The sequence below is a fragment of the Nitrobacter sp. MLSD-S21 genome (assembly GCF_058809865.1).
Genome location: NZ_JBXASZ010000002.1, coordinates 77,091 through 99,339 on the forward strand (window position 1 = coordinate 77,091; position 22,249 = coordinate 99,339).

Here is a 22,249-nt window from a genome sequence, read left to right on the forward strand (position 1 = left end):
TCTCACTCGCAGTTTCGACCGTGACGAACCAAGTCAGATCGCAGACATCACATTGAGGACGTCGTCGCGGCGCTCGCTCCCTGATCTTCCTGCAACAGAACAATCGCAGGTCGGTTCACCTCAAGCCGCTGCATCGCCATTCAGGCCTTTTGAAAATCGTTCAAGGAACTTAGTTTCGTTAAAGAAGTACGCTAACGTTGGGAGAAATCATTATGAAGATGCTTTCGCTCCGCGCGATGGCAACAATCTGTTTTGTTGTCCTATCGCATACCGCAAACGCGCGATCGGCTTATGATGGTTCTTGGGACCTCGTCTTCGTGACGCAACGAGGCGCGTGCGATCCTACCTACAACTTCACTGTCAATATTTCTAATGGAGTTGTGACGCATCCTAATCTCGTAAGGTTCAGAGGATACGTCGCGAAATCTGGCGCGGTTCGCGCTTCGGTGACCGTTCAAGATAAATACGCCTCCGGCTCCGGCCGACTCTCCAGTGTTTCTGGCCGCGGGACATGGAACGGCCACGAGGGGAATGAGCGATGCTCGGGCTACTGGACCGCGCAACGAAATTGATATCTTCAAGCCCCGGCATCTTGCCGCCGGCAGTGCTTATGGCTCGGCAGCGAACCCCGCCTGGCTAGTCAAGGAGCGGCAGATCGACCAAGAGGAGGACTAAATGGTTAGTTTCACAAAGCCGCGCGCCATCGGTTTCAACCACGTGGCGCTGGAGGTCGGTGATATAGAGGAAGCGCTGGAATTCTATAGTCGCATCTTCGACTTTCAATTGCGCGGTAAGAGCGAGGCGATGGCCTTCATCGATCTCGGCGACCAATTCATCGCGTTGATGGCGGGACGCAAACAGTCCGCCGATGATGGTCGGCATTTCGGCCTCGTTGTCGACGACAAAGAGGCGGCGCGTAGCGCCTTGAAGGCTGCGGGGGTCGAGCCGATCGACGGTCCGTTTCTCGATTTCCGCGACCCCTGGGGCAATCGCATCGAGATCGTGGGCTATGACAATATCCAGTTCACCAAGGCTCCAAACGTTCTGCGCGGCATGGGTCTGACGCACCTGACTAAGAACGAAAGCGCGAAAAAGGAGCTGGCGGGAAAGGGGATGGCTACGAGCTAGAGGTGGTAGCCGCTCGGGACGTTGGGCGTTCGACGCTTTCAGCAATCAACGAATGAGGTAATATCGATGAGTCGAATCCTCACCCCATACAGTCGAAAACACACCTGCTACTTCGCGCTCGCTCTTGCAACAAAAGGGAGGCGTCTTGCTGAGAATCGTCGCGGCTACCTTGTATCCGAACCGCTCCACGTCTTCGGCGAGGCGTTTCGATGTAAACGTGCCATGACGGCGACGCGGTTATGAAGGATGTTGCGTCGTGTCGGCCGTACCGCGGCGGGAGAAAATTGACGCAATCCAGCGTACCAAAACATAGAATAACGGCGTGAACACGAGGCCAAACAGCGTAACGCCAAGCATTCCAAAGAAGACGGCGGTCCCGAGAGCCTGTCGAAGTTCGGCACCTGCGCCGGTGGCGATCACTAATGGTACGACGCCAAGGATGAACGCGATCGAGGTCATCAGGATCGGGCGAAGCCGGGTACGCGCCGCCTGTACTGCTGCATCCCAGCGACTGGCGCCGTCATTCTCCGCTTGCCGGGCAAATTCGACGATGAGAATGGCATTCTTTGAGGAGAGGCCGATGAGCACCACAAAGCCGATTTGAGTGAGGATGTTGTTGTCCATGCCGCGCAACAGCACGCCGGTCACTGCCGCAAGCAGGCACATCGGCACAATCAAGATTACTGCAAGTGGCAGCAATACACTTTCGTATTGCGCGGCCAGCAATAGAAACACGAACACCACCGCAAAGCTGAATGCGACAACGGCGGTATTTCCAGCAACTTTCTCCTGCAAGGCGATCTCGGTCCATTCGAAGCCAAAGCCGGACGGCAAGTTCTTGGCGAGAATATCTTCCATAGTACCGATCGCCTGACCGGTCGAAAACCCTGGGATCGTGGCACCTTGCACCTCTGCGGCGGGAAAGAGATTGTAGCGCGGGACGCGGTACGGCCCGGTAATGTCACGGAAAGTCGCAACCGCACCAAGCGGCACCATTTCCTCCGCGTTCGAGCGGGTCCGTAAGGCTTCCACATCGCGCGTCGAAAGCCGGAATGGGTTGTCGGCCTGCGCTGTCACCCGATAAGTGCGCCCCAGGATGTTAAAATCATTGACATAGGTCGACCCCATATAGGTCGACAGCGTGTCGAAGAAACGCGATATCGGCACACCGAGCATTTCGGCCTTCGTGCGGTCGATGTCGGCAAAAACCTGCGGCGTCGAGGCGTTGAATAACGTAAAGACCTGAATGAGCCCAGGAGTCTTATTGGCCAAGCCAGTTATCGCGTTGACGACTCGCTCAAGCGCACGGGGACCGCGACCGCCGCGATCTTGGACATACAGTTTAAAGCCGCCGCCCGTGCCGATGCCGGGGACCGAAGGTGGTGGAATGACTAGAACGAAAGCCTCGCGCAACGCTTGCATCTGCGCGCGCAGATCATCAAGGATCTTTTCAGTTTTAAGCTTATCTTTTTCCCGTTCTTCAAAAGGCTTGAGAGTGACGAAGATGACGCCGGAATTGGGAGCGTTGGTGAAAGTCGCGCCGTCGAACCCGGCGAAAGTCACGGTGTGGGCGACTCCTGGCCGTGATAAGAGACGGTCCGACGCCTTGCGCATAACGACGTCGGTGCGTTCGAGACTAGATCCCGGCGGCAAAGTGATGGCCGTGATGAAGTAGCCACGGTCCAGCGGTGGGATAAACCCAGACGGCGTGCGGGACATTTGGAAGTAGGTCAGGCCAATCAGACCGACATAGATTAGGAGCATCAACGCCACGACTCGCACGATCCGTCGTGTCAATCCCGCGTAACCGTTCGAAAGCTTCTCAAACCCATTGTTGAATACGGTAAAGAAGGCATTGAACGGTCGGCCGAAGGTCATCCAAAAGCCAGGCTTTTCCTCATGATCATGCGGTCGCAGAAACAGCGCAGCTAGCGCTGGCGATAGCGTCAATGACACGATGGCCGAGATGATCGTGGAAGACGCAATGGTGATAGCGAACTGTCGATAGAACGCGCCGGAAATGCCAGTAATGAATGCGGTGGGAATGAATACAGCGCAAAGAACCAGGGCAATTGCAACCAGTGCGCCACCCACCTCATCCATGGTTTTGTGTGCGGCGTCACGCGGGATCAGGCCCTGGCGAAGATAACGTTCGACGTTCTCTACCACGACGATAGCATCGTCCACTACGATGCCAATAGCCAAGACAAGTCCAAAGAGAGTCAGGTTATTCAGCGAGAAACCAAAGGCGGCCAACACGAAGAACGTACCGATCAGCGACACCGGAATAGCGACCACAGGAATGATCGCGGCGCGCCAGGTCTGCAAGAATAGAATGATGACGAGTACTACAAGAACCAGTGCTTCGAACAAGGTCTTGATCACCTCGTGAACTGATTGCTCGATAAATTGGGTGGTGTTGTATGCGATGCGGTAGCTAAGACCGGGGGGAAAATTCTTCGCAAGGTCGTCCATCGTCGCGATTACAGCGGCTGCGGTCTTGAGCGCATTTGAGCCGGGACGCTGGTAAATGCCGACTCCGGTTGCGACCTTGCCGTCAAGATAAGCGTTCGTAGTGTAAGTATAAGCGCCCAGTTCCACACGGGCGATATCCCGCACGCGCGTCACCCGGCCGTCCTGATCCGTCGCGACAATGACGTCGCTAAACTGCTCCGGACTAGAGAGCCGACCCAATGTCTGCACCGCTAGCTCGAATCCAACCGGCGACTTCGCAGGCGGCTGATTGATGGCGCCAGCGGCAACCTGAATATTAGCGCCGCGCAATGCGGTGATCACATCGCTCGCGGTCAAACCGCGCGATTGCACTTTGGCCGGATCAAGCCAAATGCGCATGGAATAGTCACGCGCGCCGAACACGATCGTATCACCAACCCCGTCGACCCGGGTTAGCACGTCTTTAATATTGATAGTCGCGTAGTTCGAGATATACGCTTGGTCGAGCGTGCCATCGGGCGAAATCAAATGAATCACCATCATCAGGTCAGGTGACTTCTTTTTGACGGTTACGCCGATACGCTGCACCTCTTCCGGCAAACGCGGCAACGCGATCGAGACTCGATTCTGCACCAAGACCTGCGCGTCGTCGATATTTGTACCGGGTTTGAAGACGACGTTAATCTGTGTCGTGCCGTCGCCCGTCGATTGCGACACCATATAGATCATGTTGTCGACGCCGTTGATCTCCTGCTCTATTGGCGAAGCCACCGTATCCGCCGCGATATCTGCCGCGGCGCCAGCATACGTCGCCGTCACCTGGATAGTGGGCGGAGCGATTTCAGGATATTCAGTAATCGGAAGCGCGCGAAGAGCGATCGCGCCGACAAGCGTCAGGATAATTGAAAGCACGCTAGCGAAGATTGGTCTGTCGATGAAGAAATGAGAAAAGCGCATTCGAACCTCACCACCCCGCGCTGAGCGACGCTTATTTCGCGGCGGCCTTGATCGTTCCGTCCTCGGCCTCGACCTTTTGTCCGGGCCGCGCGCGGGCTAAACCTTCGATCACGATACGGTCATTTGGCGCAAGGCCCGAGCGAACGACGCGCAGTCCATCGACGATCGGGCCCAGTTCTATTTTCTTGACGCCAACCGTGCCGTCTTCAGCGACCGCGAATACGATCTTGCTCGCCTGATCGGACACGATCGCGCTATCCGGAATCAGGAATGCTTCGCTGTTGCCGCCGTACAACCGCAGCCGCCCAAAAAACCAGGCGTCAGCAATCCATCCTTGTTATCGAAGATGGCACGACCGCGAATCGTACCTGTCTTCGGGTTAATGGCATTATCGACGAAATCCATTCGGCCCGTGTGCTTGAAATCAGTCTCGTCGGCGAGACGAACGGCAACCGGGTTCTCCACGTCGCGCGACGATCGTCGCCCTCCGGATGCGGCGAGACGCAGGTAGTGCAGAAGATCAGATTCGCTGCCATCGAATATGAAGTGAATGGGATCAAGCGAAACAATTACGGTCAGCAACGTCGCCCCGCTCTGCCCACCCGTGATTAGATTTCCGGCATCGACGCGCCGATCGGAGATACGCCCGGTTATGGGGGCGCGGACCTCGCTCCATTCGAGGTTGAGTTCGGCTTGTTTGAGCGCAGCTTCTGCCGCGCCAACTCCGCCTGCGGCCTCGCGCTGCGTGGACTTTCGCGTGTCGAACTCACGCGCGGTTAAGGTCTGATGGCTGATTAGCGGCGTCCCCCGCTCCACGTCGGCCGTGGCGATATCAAGCTTGGCTCGCGCACGTTCGAGATCGGACTTAGCCTGATCGACCGCGAGTTTATAGGGCCGCTGGTCGATCACGAACAGGAGATCACCTTCTTTGACAATCTGACCGTCCTTAAAATGAATGGAGTCTATGAAACCGGAGACGCGTGCACGAACAACGACTGTCTTCAGCGCCTCGAACCGGCCAGTGTATTCATCCCATTCGGTAATCGACTTCTGAATTGGTTTCGAAACGGTGACGGATGGCAGCGGAGGATGATTGGTGCTCGCCGCCGGCTTGGTGTCACAACCGGAAAGCAAGCCGGCCAGAAACAAGACAATTATTAAAAATGGAGCTCGTACCATCAGAGCCGCCTCCAACACGCGTCAGTCCTTGAGAGTGTTTCGAAATACTGTAGTGAAAGCGAGTCCATTTTCAATTTGTTCATTCTGCACTAACGACCCCGGCGGCGGAAGTCGCCCGAGGTGTCGCCGAAGGCCAGCGTCAGGCTAGTGACGATGATGATTGATGATTACCGCGATGATCTTCGCGACCTGCCCTTCGATCGACTGGAGGATCTTCTGGAGCGGCCATTTTCCTGCGGCATCGATAAGGTCATCTCCATGGCATCCCGTTGTCCGGAGACAGTCTCGACGCATTTCCGTCGGGCCATGCGGTTCACATGGGCGCGCTCGCTTCGGCCACCTCGCGGGGGCGGAAGTCCTGACCGAATATATTCTTCGATCTATTGCCGGCGGCCTCTTTGTCTCGCTGTTCGCCATCATCGGAGACGTTGTTCGACCGAAGAGCTTTGCGGGACTGTTCGGCGCCGCTCCCTCTGTCGCGCTTGCCACTCTCGGCATCGCCTGGGCTCAACACGGCTCCCATTATGCCGGCGTTCAGGCGAGCTCATGATTTTGGGAGGCATTGCTTTGCTGTGCTACAGCGACGGGGGCGTGCTCTCCGCGGAAAAGGGGCCAATCTCTCAGGCACTCCCGCTCAAATTCTGCCAAACTCACTCCGGTGAATGCAAAAATCGAGACGGTCCATGGTCAAGCCCTTTCCTTCGAAGACACACATCGGCAACCATCAGCTGCATCCGGAAACGCTGATGCTGAACTACGGGTACGATCCGCAATTATCGGAAGGCTCCGTCAAGCCCCCCGTCTTCCTGACGTCGACGTTCGTCTTCAGGACCGCCGAGGACGGACAGGACTTCTTCGATTATGTCTCCGGACGTCGCGAGCCGCCCGAGGGAAGTGGTGCAGGCTTGGTCTATTCGCGCTTCAACCATCCCAACAGCGAAATCGTCGAAGACAGGCTCTCTATCTACGAGGGCGCCGACAAGTGCGCGCTGTTTTCATCCGGCATGTCCGCGATAGCGACCACCATTCTCGCGTTCGTGCGTCCGGGCGACGTGGTCCTTCATTCCCAACCGCTTTATGGCGGGACCGAGACCCTCTTCGCCAAGACGCTTGCGGGTTTGTCCATCGGCGCGGTTGGGTTCGCCGATGGGGTCGACGAAGCCTCGGTCAGCGCGGCGGCGGAGGACGCCATGCGCAAAGGTCGGGTAGCCATGATCTTCATCGAGACGCCTGCGAATCCAACGAACGGCCTGGTCGACATCGCTATGGTGCGTCGCATCGCCGATATGATCGGTCAGGCGCAGGGTCATACGCCGCTCGTCGCCTGCGACAACACGCTGCTTGGCCCGGTTTTTCAGCGGCCCATTGAACACGGCGCGGACATCTCCCTGTACTCCTTGACCAAATACGTCGGCGGCCATTCTGACCTCATCGCAGGCGCCGCACTCGGCTCGAAGACCGTCATCAAGGACGTGAAGGCTTTGCGTGGAGCCATCGGCACACAGTTGGAAGCGCACTCCTGCTGGATGCTCAGCCGATCACTGGAGACACTGAGCATCCGGATGGTGAAAGCCGACTCGAACGCGCGGCTCGTCGCGGACTACCTGCGCGACCACGCCGGGGTAGCCAAAGTACACTACCTCGGTCACCTCGACGAGAACTCGTCGGCCGGCCGGCTCTATAAGCAGCAATGCACTGGCGCCGGCTCCACGTTCTCATTCGACATCATGGGCGGCAAGGCCGCCGCGTTCAGATTTCTCAATGCGTTGCAGATTTTCAAACTCGCCGTCAGCCTCGGCGGCACGGAGTCGCTCGCAAGCCTGCCCGCGAGCATGACGCACTCCGGCGTACCGGCCGACGTCCGGCAGAGGATAGGGATTCTCGATTCCACAATCCGGCTCTCGATCGGCATCGAGCATCCGGACGATCTGATCGCGGATGTCGCTCAAGCCCTGGACGCGCGATAACCGCGGGCTGCAATTCATTCGAACGACCGATCATAGAATGGTCGTGAGCTCATAAATCAACACGGCCACTCCGAGACAGCGCCGCCAGGGGTTTACCCCGCGGACAATCTCATCGATTGCCCAAACGATGAGACCACCCCTAAAGACAATTTCTAAAGCAAAGCGTGGGCTGCCAGGTTCAGGCCAAATCCAAAGCAGAACGCCCGCTACGATGACCACCCACAAAGCGAGATTGGGCGCTTGGACGATCGTGACCTCGCCCGTTTCACGATTTCGGAAGAACCACAGCAAGAAATTGCGCAATTGCTTCCTCTTAAATAGCGATGGCCTCTCCCTCACGATACGCTGGATGCTTCAGTCAGCACTTCCAGAGGGCATTAAATCGTTCGATATCAAGTGTGATAATGACGTCGCACTTATGAGACATCCGCTCGTCGATGATTGTCGTGCACGGAGAACCTCGTAAGGTGCCTTTCGTCGTATCGAAAGGGCGCTGCTTGCGCGGTACCTTCATGTCCTCATCAAGCCAGTGATCAATCGTCGAAACAAACGCATCCAGCTTAGGCCACCGGGTCGGTGACTGCCACCCGGCTTCGCGAAAAACGGAAAGTGGCACTGGCCCGGTCGTAGCGAACCTGCGCACCCCGTCGAAATCGGCGGGGTGTGCGTCGCCGGCCGCCGATCTAGTGGACCACAAGAACCGGAATATGCGCAGTAGCAACAACCTCGGCAGTCTGGCTGCCCAAAAGGACCCTCTTGATCCCACGGTAACCATGGGAGGCCATGACGATCAGGTCGCACCCCTGCGCCTTCGCCGCGTCAACGATAGCTGCGGCCGGTAAGGCATTCGGGATATGGAGTGTCTCGACCGTCAGTCCCATTTCTTCCGCCGCCGCTTTCGCTGCGGAAAGGATAGCTTGTGCATGCCGTGTGTTGGCATCTTTAAGCCGATCCGGGTCCATTCCCGCCATACCCCATCCGCTTGCGCTGATGGAAGGAACTGGAAATGGCTCCGTCACAGTGATGATTGTAACCTTGCTGCCGTTTTCGTCGGCCAGCGACAAGCCATGGTCGACACCTTTCTGCGCCAGTTCGGAGCCGTCAGTGGAAATGAGAATGTGAGTGTACATGGTGCCGCTCCGCACTCGGAAATCCTGCTACGATCATAGCAATCATATCTGACCTCAACAAGGAGCCGCTGTGCCGGCCGCTACGTTGTCGCAGTTTGACAACGCGCAATGCAATGCCATTGTCTTTTGCTACGGCCTCGTGCGCTTGCGTGTGTGGCCTTGAACCTTTTCACGGGTTCGATCGTCTCATTAGCGCTGGGGATTTCAGGGCCCGGTGCGTATCAGCCAACGCCGCCGTCGAGCATATTCTGCCGCGCAGCGTTGTGTGTTTTGTGGCGTTAGCAGCCAAAGCAAAAACCGTCGGCGCGGAGATTCGCCGACGGTTTTGGGGTGGGACAAAGGGGATTGCTAACCTGTCCGAGCTGGACGATACGTGGCGGATCAGACCAAATTTAGGCGACACATAACGACCCAGCCGGTCTTTACCTTTGGCCTGCACGACATACTGCTTTCCCGTCTTGTGGATCGAATATTGCTGCATCATGATCGGAATCGCAGATTCACGATGAAGCTTGACCTGAGGTCGATCAAGCTAAAAGGAAACCCTCCACTGTCTCTGCAACCTCTGACGACCAGTCATATATTTGAAATTCGTCCGGCAGATGCTGGGCCGCAGCGAAATGCGTCAGAGCCCTAATTCCACGAAAAATCACAGTCCTACGAATTCGCTCGACGTCAAGTTGCCGAGCGAGGTAGTGCCTGCGGGATGCGTCAACGAGACGTCGCGGCTTTTCTTAGCGCGGGACTGGATCTGACAATGAACTTCTCGATCTCCACCACGAGGAAAAAGACGATTCCTCCGGCGAGCAGCCAAAGCCAGGCGGACTGTGGCAGCGCTTCGGTGTCAAAGATTGCGTGAAACGGCGGCGCATAGGTGAACAGAAGCTGCAGCACCACGACCACGCCAATTCCGTACCAAAGATAGGGATTGCCCATATGGGCGCGCACCGACAGGGAAGAGTCGAGCAAATAGCGGCTGTTGAGCAGGTAAAAGATCTGCCCCATCGTGATGGCGTTGACGGCGACCGTGCGCGCCAACGGATCAGAGGCGCCCTGCGCCTTCATCCAGAAGAACGCCGCGAGCGTATAGAGCACGAGCGCCGCGCCGACGAAAAGAATCCGCCATATCCCGAATCCGGTGACAATCGGCCGATCCATTGTGCGCGGGGTCCGCAACATCACGTCCGCCTCATGCGGCTCGAAGGAAATGGCGAGTCCGAGGGCGACGGATGTGACCATGTTCACCCACAGCACCTGCGGGGCGGTGATCGGCAAGGTAAAGGCAAACAGAATCGCGACCGCGATCACCGCGCCCTGGGCGACATTGGTCGGCAGCAGGAAAAGCATCGCCTTCTCGATATTGTTGTAGACGGTGCGACCCTCCTTCACTGCCGCCGAGATCGAGGCGAAATTATCGTCGGCGAGAATCATCCCAGCCGCTTCCTTCGTAACCTCGGTGCCCTTGATGCCCATGGCCACGCCGATATCTGCCTTCTTGAGCGCCGGAGCATCATTCACGCCGTCACCGGTCATGGCGACGATCTGTCGGTTGGCCTGGATCGCCTTCACAAGCCGTAGCTTGTGCTCCGGGCTTGCACGGGCGAAGACGTCCACGTCGCGCACACACTCCTGCAAGGCCGCATCGTTCATGGCCTCGATCTCGGTGCCAGCAACGGCGGTCGTGCCATCGCCGATGCCGAGCATTTTCGCGATGGCTGCCGCGGTGATCTTATGGTCGCCGGTGATCATCGTCACCCGTATGCCGCCGCCGTGACATTCCCTGACGGCGTCGATCGCCTCCTTGCGCGGCGGATCCATCAGTCCCACGAGGCCCAGCAGGATTAGATTTCTGGGAAGGTCCTCAGCCTTGAGGTTGCCTGCGGCCAGGGCCGGGGCAGGCAGCCAGGCGAGCCCCAGCACGCGCTCGCCCTGCGCGGCAAGCCGATCGCCCTCCCGCATGAAACGGCCGCGGTCGAGGGGCTCCAGAGCGTCCGCCGTCTGCTGCCGGTCGCAGTGATCGAGGATCACCTCCGGCGCGCCCTTCACGAGCAGCATCTCGCCGCCGGCCCCCCGGTTGAAGGTGGCCATGAACTTATGTTCGGATTCGAAGGGAATCCCGTCGATCCGTGGCGCAGCAGCGGTTTCCGCCGCACGGTCCATGCCGAGCTTGGCGGCGAAGGGATAGAGCGCGCCCTCGGTCGGGTCGCCCTCGACCTTCCACTTGCCGTCGTCCTGGAAAATTTCGGCATCGTTGCACAGCAGCGATACGCGGCCCATCAACACCAGCGTCTCGGGTGTGTCGCCGACCGGCTGACCGTTCGCCTTGACCTCACCCTCGGGCGCGTAGCCATCTCCAGTGACTTCATAGGCTTCGCCTGCCGTGATGACGGAGGTCACCATCATCTCCATCAGCGTCAGCGTACCCGTCTTGTCCGAGCAGATACGGGAGACTGACCCGAGGGTTTCGACCGCCGGAAGACGACGGATGATGGCGTTGCGTTCGGCCATGCGCTGTACGCCAATGGCGAGCGTGATAGTAATCAGCGCCGGCAGCCCCTCCGGGATCATCGAAACGGCAATGCCGACGACGGCCTGGAACAGCTCGACGAAGGTCTTATGACCGAGCCAATGGCCCCAGGCGAAGAGCAGAACGCCAACAACGGCGATAGCTGCGGTGATGACGTAGCCGAATTTCTTGATCTGACGCAGCAGGGGCGTTTCGAGCACCTGCACGTCTGCGAGCATCTGGTTGATGCGGCCGAGCTCCGTCTCGCCGCCCGTCGCCACGACGATGCCGGTCCCTCGGCCCGACACGACCATGGTGCCGGAGAACGCCATGTTCTCGCGATCCCCGACGGTCGCCTTGGCGGCGACCGGTGTGGTGACCTTCTCGGCAGGAACGGATTCGCCCGTCAGCGCCGCTTCCTCCGTGCGAAGATTCTTGGCGTCGAGAAGGCGCATGTCCGCCGGAATCCTGTCGCCCGATTCCAGAAGCACGACATCGCCCGGAACGAGATCCTCCGCCGGGATCACGCGGGTTTCTCCGGCGCGCACCACGCGGGCCTCAGCGGAGAGCATGTTGCGGATGGAATCGAGCGCCCTTTCCGCCCGTCCCTCCTGCAGGAAACCCAGAAGCCCATTGAGAATGACGACCGCGAAGATGATGGAAGCGTCGAGCCACAGACTCAGCATGAGCTTCACGAAGCCCGCTGCGAGCAGGACATAAATGAGGATGTTGTTGAACTGGGCGAGGAGCCGCATCAGCGGTCCCTGTTTTTTGCCTTGAGGCAGGCGGTTCGGCCCTTGGCTCTTCAGCCGCACGGCTGTCTCGGCCGCATCAAGGCCGAGCGCGCGGTCGACATGCAGTTGCCTTTCGACCTCCTCGGCCGGCATCGCGTGCCACGGCATCGATGCTGTCCCTAAAAACGTGACATCGCCTGAGTGCATGCTGGTTTTTCTCCGGTTGCGATGTGTTCTGGTGTGGAAGCCTCGCGCGGCTCAGGCCGTTGCCTTCGCTCGAGGGCCGGCACGGCCGAGAAGATGTGACGCCGAGCGCCAGGCGTGGTGTACGATCCGGTCGATCCGGCGCGCGGCGTCAATCCGGGTGAAGGCTTCGGTTGCGGTCAGTTCGCCCGGCGCCACGGCGGCGAGGGTGGCGGCGCGGTGATCGCGCTGCATGGCGTCAAGCGCGGTCGACGCCTTTTCGGCCTCGGCAAGAGCTGCGGCGACCTCGGCCGACGCCGCCCATCCGATCGGCTCTGCCTGCACGGTGAGAGCGGATTCGGCGGTGATGGATGCGCTTATCGTCTGCGTGGCCCGCATTGCCTGCTTGCAAAGCGCGGTCGCGCGCGGATCATGCGAGGCTCTAGGCCCTGTCCCTGCGGGCTCGCTGTCCCCGAGAATCTCGATAAGCCGCGAGGCGTGCTCGAGCGCGTGCAAGGTGCTCGTCATGCGGTGCCGCTCGGCTTCCGTCTGGGGCGGATCGTTCATACCCGAAAGGAATTCCCGAACCTGCTCAAGCGTGGCGGCCGCCGCCGCGATACCCTGCGGGGTTCCGCTGGAGGCGGCCGAAGCGGCCGTTGTCCCAAGGATATCCGCCACGACGCGCCGGGCGGTCTCGACGGCGATCACCGGATTGGAGAGCGCGCTCGGATCCAGCGCGCACTCCAGCGCGGTTTCCTTCGACGGCAAGAGCCGTTCCACGACGCGCGTAAACCACTGCGTTGCGGGGAGCAGCACCGCAACGCCGACGACGTTGTAGGCGGTGTGGTAGGCGGCAAGGAGCGTCGTCCCATCGACAGACGAGTTGAAGCGCGTCATCAACGCCACCGTCAGTGGGAAGGCGAGGATTGCGATAAGTGCCGCGATGAGCTTGAACAGCACATAAGCGAGGGCGAGACGTTTGGCCGTCACGCTCGCGCCGAGCGCGGCCATAGCCGAACTCGTCGCCGTTCCGATGTTCTGCCCGATGATCAGAGCGATGCCCTGTTCCAGGCTCACCGCCCCGGCGTAGAAGGCCGCGATGGTGACGGCGATGGCTGCCGTGGAGGACTGCATGACCGCTGTCATGGCGAGGCCGACAACGATCAGGATGAAAAGGCCTCCCCAACCGGCCGCCCAACTGATCCCCGGCATGCCGATCACTGCCGGGAGGTCGGACGGGTGCAGGCTCTCTGCAAGGCCGCCCATGCCCTGCTGGAGTGTGGTCAGTCCATAAAGCACCAGTGCGAAGCCTGCGAGCGCGCTGCCTGCCGACGCGATCCGTCCGCTGGCCAGCAGCTTGGTCAGAGCGCCGACGAAGATCAACGGCAGCGCGTAGGCCGAAAGCGAGACGCGCACACCGATCAGCGCCACCAGCCAGCCCGTGCCGGTTGTGCCGACATTGGCGCCGAACACCAGGCCAAGCCCTTGCGGGAAGGTCAGCAGCCCGGCGTTGACGAGACCGATCGTCGTCATGGTCACCGCGCTCGACGACTGCACCAGCAGGGTTATGATTCCGCCCCAGAAGGCGCCCGAGAGCGGTGTAGCCGCCGCTTTGCCAAGCACGGTTCGCAAGGAGGATCCTGCCAGCGCCTTCAATCCATCGGTCATGACAGTCATGCCGAGCAGGAACAGTCCGACACCCCCAAGAATGGCAATCGCGGTCAACATGGATGGACCGCGCCTATTTTTGTTGCTTGAGTTCCATCCGCGCCACGGCAAAATCCTTCATCTACTCCGGCGAGACGTTGGGGTATTCGAGGTTGAGATCGTTCACGACCTCGACGGCGGTGGCAACGACGAGACGCGTAAATCATTTGCTGTCGGCGGGCACCACGAACCAGGGCAAAGCCTTCGAGGCGGTCGCACGGCGAGCGTCCTACTGCCTTTTTGGCCTCTTTGAGGGCAGCTTCCTTCCGAATTTGCGTCGCACTCGGGATGAGATCGTCGATACCGGACATGGCTGATGACTCCTAGAAGTCTCCGGGGAAAAAGAGGGGTCAAATATGGTACTGACTCGCAAAGGCTCCTCTTCAGAATTTCTTCTTGATCTTCATGCGGCTGAGGTCGGGCTCGTCGTATCCATTTGATTTCTGCCGCTTTGGCAGCCTGACCTTCCCGAGCTCCATCTCCTCGTAAGGCATAAGGCTGAGAAAGTGCGCGATAATATTGAGCCGCGCACGGCGCTTGTCGTCGGCGTCCACCACATGCCAGCGGGCTTGCGGCGTGTCGGTGGCCGCGAACATCGCATCGCGGGCGCGCGAATAATCGTACCATCGCCTGTGGGATTCGAGATCCATAGGGCTGAGCTTCCAGGTCTTTCTCGGATCAGTGACGCGTGCCTTGAAGCGTTTCGTCTGCTCGTCCGGGCCGACCTCCAGCCAATATTTGACGAGACGCAAACCGGATTCAACGAAGTCACGCTCCCAGGCGGGGCATATGCGCAAAAAGCGCTCATACTGCTCGTCTGTGCAGAAGCCCAACACCCGCTCGACACCCGCCCGATTATACCAGCTGCGGTCAAAGATCGTGATCTCGCCGGCTGCGGGGAAATGCCGAATATAACGCTGGAGATAGATCTCGCTCTTCTCCCGCTCGGTCGGCGCGGGCAGAGCTACTACGCAAAATGTCCGCGGGCTCACGCGCTCGGTCAGCGCCTTGATGACGCCGCCCTTGCCGGCAGCGTCGCGGCCCTCGAACACCACCACGATGCGCTCGCCGCTCTTCCTCACCCAATTCTGAAGCTTCACCAACTCGCCCTGAAGGAGCTTCAGCGTTTTTTCATACGCATCGCGGGAGAGCTTCTGCGCCGATTCGGGTCGCGCCGCCGACACCAACGGTTCTGCCGCAACCGGGTTTTCGGAAGCCTCCTTCTTCGTCTTACGCTTGGTCATCTCTGTCTCCGCCTTGGCTGCTCCCTACAAATCCCTCACCGACTGCGCGATCACAACGTGCAGGCGGTCCACAGTTTGGATACCGAGTCTTTCCAGTGCGAGGCGCACGCGCTGGTGCTCATCCTTCCTGCGGTTTGCGCGATGCGGGATTGTCGGTCCTCTCGGGCGCGCCGAACCACGCGACATAAAGCGTCGGCAAGAACACGAGCGTCAGGACCGTTGCAACCAGCAAGCCGCCCATAATCGCGAATGCCATCGGTCCCCAGAACACCGTCGGCGCGATTGGAATCATGCCAAGCACGGTCGATACGGCGGTCAACATGATCGGCCGAAACCGGGAGCTGCTGGCGTCAACCGCTGCCTCCCACGGCGACTTGCCCATGGTGCGTTCGGCGTCGATCTGACCGATTAGAATAACCGCGTTCTTGCTGATCATGCCGAGAAGCGCGAGCACACCGAGAATCGCGACGAAGCCTAGTGGCCTGCCGGACAGCATCAACGCTGCAACGACACCGATTAGGCCGAGCGGCGCCACGCTCAGAACCATGAATAGTCTCGGAAAGCTCTGGAGCTGCACCATGAGGACCGTAAACATGACGAACAGCATCACGGGCACCACGGCTAACACGGATGCCTGCGACTTCTGGCTCTCCTCAACCGTGCCGCCCACGACCACGTTGTAGGGCTGAGGTAGCGTCTTCTTGAAGTTCTCGATCGCCGGCGACAACGACGTGACGATGCTTTCCGGCAACTTGTCGCCGACGATCGCAGCCTGGACCGTCAGGGTCGGGATGCGGTCCCGCCGCCAGATGAGTGGGAACTCCTGGTCATATTCAAAGGAAGCAAACTGGCTGAGAGGAACGGTTTGTCCGCCTGGCAACGCCACTTGCAGATTGCGTAGGCCATCAAGCGAAACCCTCTGCTCGTCGGTCGCGCGCGCCACCACGTTGACCAAATAGATATCGTCGCGGACCTGGGTGATGGGTGTGCCCGTGATGACTGCGTTCAGGACGGTCGCGATCGCCTGCGAGCTGAGACCGAGAAGACGCGCTTCGTTCTGGTCGACGCGGATCCGCACCTGCCGATCAGGCTCCATCCAGTCGAAATTCATCTGCTTGGTGTCCGGACTGGACGCAACGATCTGTCCAACCTTGAGCGCAATCTCGCGTATCCGTTCCACGTCGGGCCCACTGACCCGATACTGGATCGGCCATCCAACCGGTGGTCCAAGCTCGAGCGGCGAAACGAACGCAATGGCCTTAGGGAATTCCTGCGCCAGCAGCTTTTCGAGCTTGGAATGCAAGCGTTCCCGTGCGGCAACGTCCTTCGCGATCACCACGGTCTGCGTGAAGAAGTCGTTCGGGAGCTGGACGTTGAGGGGCAGATAGAAGCGAATGGCGCCGCGTCCAACATAAGTGCTCCATCGCGCCACATCGGGATCGGCCGCAAGCGCGGCATCCAGGCGCTTCGCGGCAGCCTCGCTCGCGTAGATCGAAGCGTTCTGCGGCAGGCTGACATCGACCAGCAGTTCCGGACGATCCGACGACGGAAAGAACTGCCGCGGGATCAATGGCATCGCGAGGACGGAGGCAACGAAGAGCGCCACCGACATCGCGATCGTCAGCCACTTGGCGCGCATCGCGAACGTCAGGAAGCTCCGGTACATACCGAAGATCCTGCCCTGATCCGCCGACCTGCTCTGCTTGGGCGGAACGAGGATCGCAGCGCCAAGCAGTGGCGTGAAGATGACCGCAACGAACCAGGACACCAGCAGCGCGATCGTAACCACGGCGAAGAGCGAGAATGTGTATTCGCCGGCCGAGCTTGCCGCAAAGCCCACCGGGATGAAGCCCGCGATCGTCACCAGCGTGCCCGCGAGCATCGCCATCGCATGGGTCCTGTACGCGAAGGTTGCCGCCTCGATCTTGCTGGCGCCCTCCGCCAGTTTGGTGAGCGTCGCGTCGGTCGTCGTCATCGCATCGTCGACCAGCAATGCAAGCGCGATGATCAGCGCGCCAAGCGATATTCGCTGCATGTCGATGCTGAGCAGGCCCATGATCGGAAACACGATCGCCAGCGTGAACGGTATGGCGAGCGCGATGATCAAGCCCGGTCGCACGCCGAGGCTGATGAAGCTCACCACCATAATGATGGCGATCGCCTGAATCAGCGAGACCATGAACTCGCGGATGGCGTGGTCGACCACAACGGGCTGGTCCGCGACCAGGTTTGGCTCGATTCCGATCGGGAGCTCTGCAGTGATCTGCGCCATTGCCTTTGTGACGTTGGCACCAAGCGCAAGGACATCCCCGCCATCTCGCATGGCGATTGCGAGCCCTATTGCCGACTTGCCGTTGACCCGAAACATCGGATGGGGCGGGTCGGTGTATCCGCGCCGCACCCGCGCAATATCGCTCAAGCGAAGCATGCGCCCGCCCGCGGAGAAGTTGATGTCGGCTATGTCATGTTCGGACTGGAAGCTGCCCGACACACGAATCGAGATGCTTTCCGCACTCGTCTCGATCGTTCCCGCCGGACGCACGATGTTTTGCGACTGGAGCGCCGCAATGAGGGCGGACCGATCGACTCCGAGGGCCGCAAGCTCTTTGGTAGAGAATTCGACGAAGATCACCTCGTCCTGCTCGCCCAAGAGCTCGATCTTCGATACGTCAGGCACGAGAAGCAGCTTTGAGCGGATATCCTCGACCTGGTCGCGCAGCTCACGCTGGGAAAATCCGTCGCTGGTAAAGCCGTAGATGATGCCGAATGTATCGCCAAATTCGTCATTGAACCCGGGCCCGATCACACCGGCGGGTAGCGTATGACGCATGTCACCGATCGACTTGCGCACGTGGTACCAGGTGTCGGCAACCTCTTTCGCGTTTGCGCTCCCGTTCAGATTCACGAAGACGGTCGAGATCCCCGCTCTCGTGAAGCTTCGCAGGAAGTCGAGATGCGGTGTCTCCTGCAGGCGACGTTCGAGACGCTCTGTCACCTGCTTCATGGTGTCTTCCACGGATGCGCCGGGCCAGGCGGCCTGGACGACCATGGTCTTGATGATGAAGGCGGGATCCTCGTTGCGGCCCAGCTTGAAATAGGACAGCGCACCGGCAACCACCGCGATGATCATCATGTAGACGACCAGCGAGCGGTGCTTCAGCGCCCAATCAGAAAGATTGATTCTGTTCATTGCTCTGACCCGAGAACGCGGACCTTCTGACCCGGATGAAGCGCCTGGACGCCGGCGGTGACGACGATCTCACCGGTATCAAGCCCCTGAGAAATGACCACTTGAGCTTCATCGAACCGAAGCACGTCCACGTTGCGCACCGCGACGGTATTGGTAGCCGGATCGACGATCCATACTGCGGGGCGCTGGTTCATCCGGGTCAGGGCGGACGATGGAATATCGATCATCGGCCCCGCACTCGTGCTCACCCGCCCGACGACCGTCGCGCCCAGCCGCATCGCCGGCGGGGGGTCAGTTAGACCGACCCTGACCTCGAAGGTCCGCGTCATGGCGTTGGCCTGCGCGGCGATCTCCCGAATGCGCCCTTTCGCGTTTATTGTCGGATCATCAGCCAGGCTGACTTCGACCTCCGGATCGGCGGATGCCGACCTGACCAATTGAGAGGGGACGTCGAAGACCGCATCGCGGCCGTCTTGCCGCGCGATCCTCGCAATCATCTGCCCGACCTGGACCACCTCGCCAGCCCCCGGGCCGGTTGCGGTTATCACGCCGGGCGCATCGGCCGTCAGTTCGGTGAAGCTAACGAGATCATGCGCGGCACTTAGTTGCGCTTCCGCCGCGTCAACCTGCGATTGCGCGGTTTGCTGCGCCTGGGTCGCAACATCGAAATTGGCACGCGTTGTCCAGCCCTGCGCCAGGAGCGTCTCCTGACGGTTGAAGTGATTGCGCGCCTGCGTCAATTGCCCCTGGGCCGCAGCAAGAGCTGCCTGGGCCTGACGGAGCCCATTCAGCTCGTTCTGCGGCTCCAATCGCGCCAGCACCTGGCCTGCTTTGACCCTGTCGCCAATCTTGGTTTCGTTGTTCAGCAGCCGCCCGGAGATTCGGAATGCAATGTTCACTTCATCCTCAGCTTCGATCCGTCCGGAAAACGTCAGGGGTGTCGTGACCTTGCGCTTTTCCACGGTCGACGTGCGCACTATTCGCGGAGCGGGTGTGTCATTCTTAGCCTCTTCTCTCCCGCAGGCTCCCAGCGTCAACGCACATGTTGCTACCACGAGTGCCATCGTCGGGATTTGGTAGGGGATCGTTCGAGCGCCGCACGTAACCATGATGAGCCCTTCCGGTTCCGGAAACATGCCATGCGGTCTCCCGAGGCCCGACGGCATCCGCGGTACTTTCCGCGGCAGTTTGCCGGTAGTCTTCCCGAAATGAACGACCTCGCCCATTGGTAAATCTACCGATGGCACCGGATGCAATCGTGGTCAGCCGCGGGACGCAGGTCATCGGACGCTGACGCGCACCCGCAAGGCACCAGGGTCTAGGAAATTCCTGAGGCTTGATCAGGCAATCACCTGATATTCCTCCTTCCAATCGATGGCGCATAGTGGGCAAAGGTCCAGATGGGATATTGACCCAGGCTGATGTTAAGGTCGCGAGGTCACTCGACGTAACTTTGACGCCGAGTGCTGAGACCACTGGGTCGACGCGATCACCGAGACGCCGGAAATGGAGCTGAAGACGCATGGGGTTACACGCGGCTTTCCGAGCGGCATGGTTCCTCTGCCTCTGGCTCGTGCTTGCGGGAGCTGATCCTGCAGACATTCCTGCCGCGATCGTCGCGGTCACCGCCGCGACCTGGACGAGCTTGCGACTGCTCGAGCCCGGCACATCGCGGCGCTCGCTTGGCGCCATCTTCCAACTGGCAGTGCTCTTCCTGTACCATTCCATCGTGGCCGGAGCGGACGTGGCAAGGCGCGCCCTCGATCCCCGGCTGCCCCTGCGCCCGGGATTTATCGGCTATCCAACCAGCCTGCCGCGTGGCATGCGCCGCAACGTATTTACAACGCTTACCAGCCTGCTGCCCGGCACGGTTCCGGCCGGAGATGAGGACGGACAGCTCATCTATCACTGCCTCGACGTTGAACAGCCCGTGGCCGCAGAGCTTGCTGCGGAGGAAGCGGCCTTGGTTCGAGCGCTCTACAATGACTGAGTTCCTGACTGCCGCGGTCGGCTTCATTCTGGCCTTGCTGGCGCTCGGGCTGGTGTCGATTCTGCGCGGGCCGGGAGATGCTGACCGCATGATGGCGACGCAACTGATCGGGACCGGAGGTATTGCAACGTTGCTGCTGCTCGGCACCATCACCGCCGTACCGGCGGCAATCGACGTAGCGCTGACCTTGGCGCTTCTCGCCACCTTCGCATCCATCGCGTTCGTTAAGAAGGGGCTCTCCCGCCTCGAAGCCGATGGCGCCGCATCGACGGAGGATGAATGAGCGTCGTACTCGACATGATGACGGTGGCGGCGGTGACGGCGGGCGCGTTCTTCTTTTTGGCCGGCACAATCGGCCTGCTTCGCTTTCCCGATACGCTGACGCGTCTCCACGCGCTTACCAAAGCGGATAATCTCGGCCTTGGCCTCGTTGTGCTCGGGTTGCTACCGCAGGCAGGGAGTGTTCGCGACGGGTTGAAACTGGTCAGCATCTGGTTACTCGTGCTGCTCGCGGGTGCGACGGTCTCGCAGCTGATCGCGCGCGCTGCGCGCCAAGGCGAATCGCACAGATGAGCATCACGACCATCTTCGAGATCCTGCTCGCCGCGGTGGTGCTGGGCCTCGGCATCTGGACCATCGCCGTGCGCGAGACCTTTTCGGCGACGGTGGGTTTCGTCACTTACGGACTGCTGGTCGCACTGATCTGGGTACGGCTTGAAGCCGTCGACGTGGCGCTGACTGAGGCCGCGATCGGCGGAGGGCTCGGCGGCGTATTGCTGTTGGGCGCGGCCGCCCGGTTGCGGAATGCCGACCTGGTGGCGGGGGAAGCGCCGGGCAAACTGCTGCGCGTGAGCGCGGCTGTGTTATCGGGGCTCACGGCCGCTGCGCTGGCCGGAGCGATCCTGCTCCTACCCGATCCCGCTCCAACGCTTGCGCCAGCCGCTCTAGCTAATTCCTGGGCGACGAGTCTGACCAACCCTGTCACCAACGTGCTGATGGCGTTTCGCGCCATGGATACCATGCTCGAGAAAGTCGTGCTCTTACTGGCCATCATCGGCGTCTGGTCGCTTGCACCTGACATCGCCTGGGGAGGCCATCCTGGGCCGCGTCACCAGGCGGATCCGCGTGGCATCCTCGCGTTTCTCGCGCGCCTGTTGCCGCCGGTCGGCATTGTCGTCGGAATCCATATCTTCTGGACCGGCGCCAACCATCCCGGCGGAGCTTTCCAGGGTGGCGCGATTCTCGCGTCCATGTGGCTGCTGGTCATCATGGCCGGGCTAATCGACACGCCACCTGTAAGCCGCCGATGGCTACGGTTCATCCTTATTGCCGGGCCAAGCCTGTTCCTGGTCGTCGGCCTTGGGGGACTCTGGTTCGGCACCGCATTCCTTTCTTATCCGCCGTCGATGGCCAAGCCACTAATCCTTGGAATCGAGGTCGCGATGATCCTGACGATCGCAGCAACCCTCGGCCTGCTGCTTGCTGGCGCGCCGGAACGGAATGCGAAGCCATGAGCGCAGTGACCGTGTTCGGATTGTGTGCCGCAGCCGCGGTCGGACTTGGGCTCTATGGCCTGATCACCAATCCGCAGCCACTTCGCAAGATCATCGCCTTCAATCTGCTCGGCAGCGGCGTATTCCTTCTGTTCGGCATCGTTGGACGACGGGGTGCTGCAGCGAGCATCGGCAGCGACCCGGTACCGCAGGCCCTGGTGATCACGGGCGTCGTCGTCGCGTTTTCCGCAACCGCTTTGGCGATCGCGCTGCTGCTGCGGTTGTTCCAAACAACAGGCTCCACGACGTTACGCATTGGCGCCTCGCCGGGCGAGGCTCCGACCCGTCCGGTGGCTGATGCTGCCTCCCGCCCCTGCGCTTGACGCC

The 22,249-nt window shown here is 60.2% G+C and carries 19 protein-coding genes and 3 pseudogenes; 11 read left to right on the forward strand and 11 right to left on the reverse strand.

All coding sequences use genetic code 11. From position 1 onward, the window contains the following. Window positions 1-531: 531 nt before the first annotated feature. Together AC1RT6_RS06085 and AC1RT6_RS06090 are read left to right on the forward strand one after the other, a co-directional pair. Window positions 532-675, forward strand: a complete 144-nt coding sequence (locus AC1RT6_RS06085; protein ID WP_158081550.1) for a hypothetical protein — start codon at window positions 532-534, stop codon at window positions 673-675. Next, window positions 676-1,128: a VOC family protein gene (locus tag AC1RT6_RS06090; protein WP_079447932.1), complete on the forward strand. Its 453-nt coding sequence runs from the start codon at window positions 676-678 to the stop codon at window positions 1,126-1,128. A gap of 237 nt (window positions 1,129-1,365) precedes the next feature. On the opposite strand, the gene AC1RT6_RS06095 is transcribed toward AC1RT6_RS06090, so the two are convergent. The 4 genes and pseudogenes from AC1RT6_RS06095 to AC1RT6_RS06110 form a co-directional block, all read right to left on the reverse strand. Next, window positions 1,366-4,539 (reverse strand): efflux RND transporter permease subunit, encoded by a 3,174-nt coding sequence (locus AC1RT6_RS06095; protein WP_493029294.1) that lies wholly within the window; start codon window positions 4,537-4,539, stop codon window positions 1,366-1,368. A gap of 31 nt (window positions 4,540-4,570) precedes the next feature. Beyond that, window positions 4,571-4,786, reverse strand: a complete 216-nt coding sequence (locus tag AC1RT6_RS06100) for an efflux RND transporter periplasmic adaptor subunit (RefSeq protein WP_244553554.1) — start codon at window positions 4,784-4,786, stop codon at window positions 4,571-4,573. A 17-nt stretch (window positions 4,787-4,803) separates the two neighbouring features. Next, complete coding sequence (locus tag AC1RT6_RS06105) at window positions 4,804-5,736, reverse strand: efflux RND transporter periplasmic adaptor subunit (protein ID WP_472791377.1); 933 nt, start codon at window positions 5,734-5,736, stop codon at window positions 4,804-4,806. An 83-nt stretch (window positions 5,737-5,819) separates the two neighbouring features. After that, a pseudogene (locus AC1RT6_RS06110) lies at window positions 5,820-5,943 on the reverse strand (TrbC/VirB2 family protein); the annotation flags it as partial. 23 nt (window positions 5,944-5,966) lie between these two features. Between AC1RT6_RS06110 and AC1RT6_RS06115 the strand changes: the two are divergent. The 3 genes and pseudogenes from AC1RT6_RS06115 to AC1RT6_RS06125 all read left to right on the forward strand — a co-directional run. Continuing rightward, window positions 5,967-6,056: pseudogene (locus tag AC1RT6_RS06115) on the forward strand (phosphatase PAP2 family protein); the annotation flags it as partial. A gap of 20 nt (window positions 6,057-6,076) precedes the next feature. Next, window positions 6,077-6,300 (forward strand): annotated as a pseudogene (locus AC1RT6_RS06120) (DUF3147 family protein); the annotation flags it as partial. 101 nt (window positions 6,301-6,401) lie between these two features. After that, the gene (locus tag AC1RT6_RS06125) at window positions 6,402-7,685 is read left to right on the forward strand and encodes a cystathionine gamma-synthase family protein (protein WP_079447934.1); all 1,284 of its coding nucleotides are present in this window, start codon (window positions 6,402-6,404) and stop codon (window positions 7,683-7,685) included. Between the two features lie 30 nt (window positions 7,686-7,715). On the opposite strand, the gene AC1RT6_RS06130 is transcribed toward AC1RT6_RS06125, so the two are convergent. The 4 genes from AC1RT6_RS06130 to AC1RT6_RS06145 form a co-directional block, all read right to left on the reverse strand. Further along, window positions 7,716-7,988: a hypothetical protein gene (locus AC1RT6_RS06130; RefSeq protein ID WP_079447988.1), complete on the reverse strand. Its 273-nt coding sequence runs from the start codon at window positions 7,986-7,988 to the stop codon at window positions 7,716-7,718. A 380-nt stretch (window positions 7,989-8,368) separates the two neighbouring features. After that, window positions 8,369-8,815, reverse strand: coding sequence for a universal stress protein (locus AC1RT6_RS06135; protein ID WP_079447936.1), 447 nt, complete (start codon window positions 8,813-8,815; stop codon window positions 8,369-8,371). Between the two features lie 711 nt (window positions 8,816-9,526). Continuing rightward, a complete protein-coding gene (locus AC1RT6_RS06140) occupies window positions 9,527-12,223 on the reverse strand; it encodes a cation-transporting P-type ATPase (protein ID WP_201789031.1) in 2,697 nt (898 codons plus the stop codon). A 90-nt stretch (window positions 12,224-12,313) separates the two neighbouring features. Further along, window positions 12,314-13,966, reverse strand: coding sequence for a Na/Pi cotransporter family protein (locus AC1RT6_RS06145; protein ID WP_079447938.1), 1,653 nt, complete (start codon window positions 13,964-13,966; stop codon window positions 12,314-12,316). A 2-nt stretch (window positions 13,967-13,968) separates the two neighbouring features. Here AC1RT6_RS06145 and AC1RT6_RS06150 point away from each other — a divergent pair, with 2 nt between their 5' ends. Continuing rightward, window positions 13,969-14,262 carry a hypothetical protein gene (locus tag AC1RT6_RS06150; RefSeq protein ID WP_079447939.1) on the forward strand — a complete coding sequence of 98 codons (294 nt, stop codon included), beginning with the start codon at window positions 13,969-13,971 and terminating at the stop codon, window positions 14,260-14,262. 66 nt (window positions 14,263-14,328) lie between these two features. Here the strand turns inward: AC1RT6_RS06150 and ppk2 are convergent, their stop codons facing one another. The 3 genes from ppk2 to AC1RT6_RS06165 form a co-directional block, all read right to left on the reverse strand. After that, window positions 14,329-15,189: a polyphosphate kinase 2 gene (gene ppk2, locus AC1RT6_RS06155; RefSeq protein WP_079447940.1), complete on the reverse strand. Its 861-nt coding sequence runs from the start codon at window positions 15,187-15,189 to the stop codon at window positions 14,329-14,331. A 118-nt stretch (window positions 15,190-15,307) separates the two neighbouring features. Next, on the reverse strand, window positions 15,308-18,379 hold the full coding sequence (locus AC1RT6_RS06160) for an efflux RND transporter permease subunit (RefSeq protein ID WP_079447941.1): 3,072 nt from the start codon (window positions 18,377-18,379) through the stop codon (window positions 15,308-15,310). After that, entirely contained in the window at window positions 18,376-19,443 is a 1,068-nt protein-coding gene (locus AC1RT6_RS06165; RefSeq protein WP_472791506.1) for an efflux RND transporter periplasmic adaptor subunit, read from the reverse strand. The genes AC1RT6_RS06160 and AC1RT6_RS06165 overlap by 4 nt, the downstream gene beginning before the upstream one ends. Before the next feature lie 458 nt (window positions 19,444-19,901). Between AC1RT6_RS06165 and AC1RT6_RS06170 the strand changes: the two genes are divergently transcribed. The 5 genes from AC1RT6_RS06170 to AC1RT6_RS06190 are packed head-to-tail and all read left to right on the forward strand — an operon-like array spanning window position 19,902 to window position 22,245. After that, on the forward strand, window positions 19,902-20,369 hold the full coding sequence (locus tag AC1RT6_RS06170) for a Na+/H+ antiporter subunit E (RefSeq protein WP_079447942.1): 468 nt from the start codon (window positions 19,902-19,904) through the stop codon (window positions 20,367-20,369). Continuing rightward, window positions 20,362-20,652 (forward strand): MrpF/PhaF family protein, encoded by a 291-nt coding sequence (locus AC1RT6_RS06175; RefSeq protein WP_079447943.1) that lies wholly within the window; start codon window positions 20,362-20,364, stop codon window positions 20,650-20,652. Before AC1RT6_RS06170 ends, AC1RT6_RS06175 begins: the two co-directional genes overlap by 8 nt. Continuing rightward, window positions 20,649-20,942 carry a monovalent cation/H(+) antiporter subunit G gene (locus AC1RT6_RS06180; protein WP_079447944.1) on the forward strand — a complete coding sequence of 98 codons (294 nt, stop codon included), beginning with the start codon at window positions 20,649-20,651 and terminating at the stop codon, window positions 20,940-20,942. The genes AC1RT6_RS06175 and AC1RT6_RS06180 overlap by 4 nt, the downstream gene beginning before the upstream one ends. Beyond that, entirely contained in the window at window positions 20,939-21,883 is a 945-nt protein-coding gene (locus tag AC1RT6_RS06185; protein ID WP_079447945.1) for an MnhB domain-containing protein, read from the forward strand. The genes AC1RT6_RS06180 and AC1RT6_RS06185 overlap by 4 nt, the downstream gene beginning before the upstream one ends. Then, the gene (locus AC1RT6_RS06190; protein WP_079447946.1) at window positions 21,880-22,245 is read left to right on the forward strand and encodes an NADH-quinone oxidoreductase subunit K; all 366 of its coding nucleotides are present in this window, start codon (window positions 21,880-21,882) and stop codon (window positions 22,243-22,245) included. Before AC1RT6_RS06185 ends, AC1RT6_RS06190 begins: the two co-directional genes overlap by 4 nt. Window positions 22,246-22,249 lie beyond the last annotated feature (4 nt).

Bases quoted from the DNA above. Each gene is read 5' to 3' on its own strand.
- AC1RT6_RS06085 (WP_158081550.1), top strand. From the start codon at position 532: ATGAGCGATGCTCGGGCTACTGGACCGCGCAACGAAATTGATATCTTC.
- AC1RT6_RS06090 (WP_079447932.1), top strand. From the start codon at position 676: ATGGTTAGTTTCACAAAGCCGCGCGCCATCGGTTTCAACCACGTGGCG.
- AC1RT6_RS06095 (WP_493029294.1), bottom strand. From the start codon at position 4,539: ATGCGCTTTTCTCATTTCTTCATCGACAGACCAATCTTCGCTAGCGTG.
- AC1RT6_RS06125 (WP_079447934.1), top strand. From the start codon at position 6,402: ATGGTCAAGCCCTTTCCTTCGAAGACACACATCGGCAACCATCAGCTG.
- AC1RT6_RS06135 (WP_079447936.1), bottom strand. From the start codon at position 8,815: ATGTACACTCACATTCTCATTTCCACTGACGGCTCCGAACTGGCGCAG.
- AC1RT6_RS06140 (WP_201789031.1), bottom strand. From the start codon at position 12,223: ATGCCGTGGCACGCGATGCCGGCCGAGGAGGTCGAAAGGCAACTGCAT.
- AC1RT6_RS06145 (WP_079447938.1), bottom strand. From the start codon at position 13,966: ATGTTGACCGCGATTGCCATTCTTGGGGGTGTCGGACTGTTCCTGCTC.
- AC1RT6_RS06150 (WP_079447939.1), top strand. From the start codon at position 13,969: ATGGACCGCGCCTATTTTTGTTGCTTGAGTTCCATCCGCGCCACGGCA.
- ppk2 (WP_079447940.1), bottom strand. From the start codon at position 15,189: ATGACCAAGCGTAAGACGAAGAAGGAGGCTTCCGAAAACCCGGTTGCG.
- AC1RT6_RS06160 (WP_079447941.1), bottom strand. From the start codon at position 18,379: ATGAACAGAATCAATCTTTCTGATTGGGCGCTGAAGCACCGCTCGCTG.
- AC1RT6_RS06165 (WP_472791506.1), bottom strand. From the start codon at position 19,443: ATGGCACTCGTGGTAGCAACATGTGCGTTGACGCTGGGAGCCTGCGGG.
- AC1RT6_RS06170 (WP_079447942.1), top strand. From the start codon at position 19,902: ATGGGGTTACACGCGGCTTTCCGAGCGGCATGGTTCCTCTGCCTCTGG.
- AC1RT6_RS06175 (WP_079447943.1), top strand. From the start codon at position 20,362: ATGACTGAGTTCCTGACTGCCGCGGTCGGCTTCATTCTGGCCTTGCTG.
- AC1RT6_RS06180 (WP_079447944.1), top strand. From the start codon at position 20,649: ATGAGCGTCGTACTCGACATGATGACGGTGGCGGCGGTGACGGCGGGC.
- AC1RT6_RS06185 (WP_079447945.1), top strand. From the start codon at position 20,939: ATGAGCATCACGACCATCTTCGAGATCCTGCTCGCCGCGGTGGTGCTG.
- AC1RT6_RS06190 (WP_079447946.1), top strand. From the start codon at position 21,880: ATGAGCGCAGTGACCGTGTTCGGATTGTGTGCCGCAGCCGCGGTCGGA.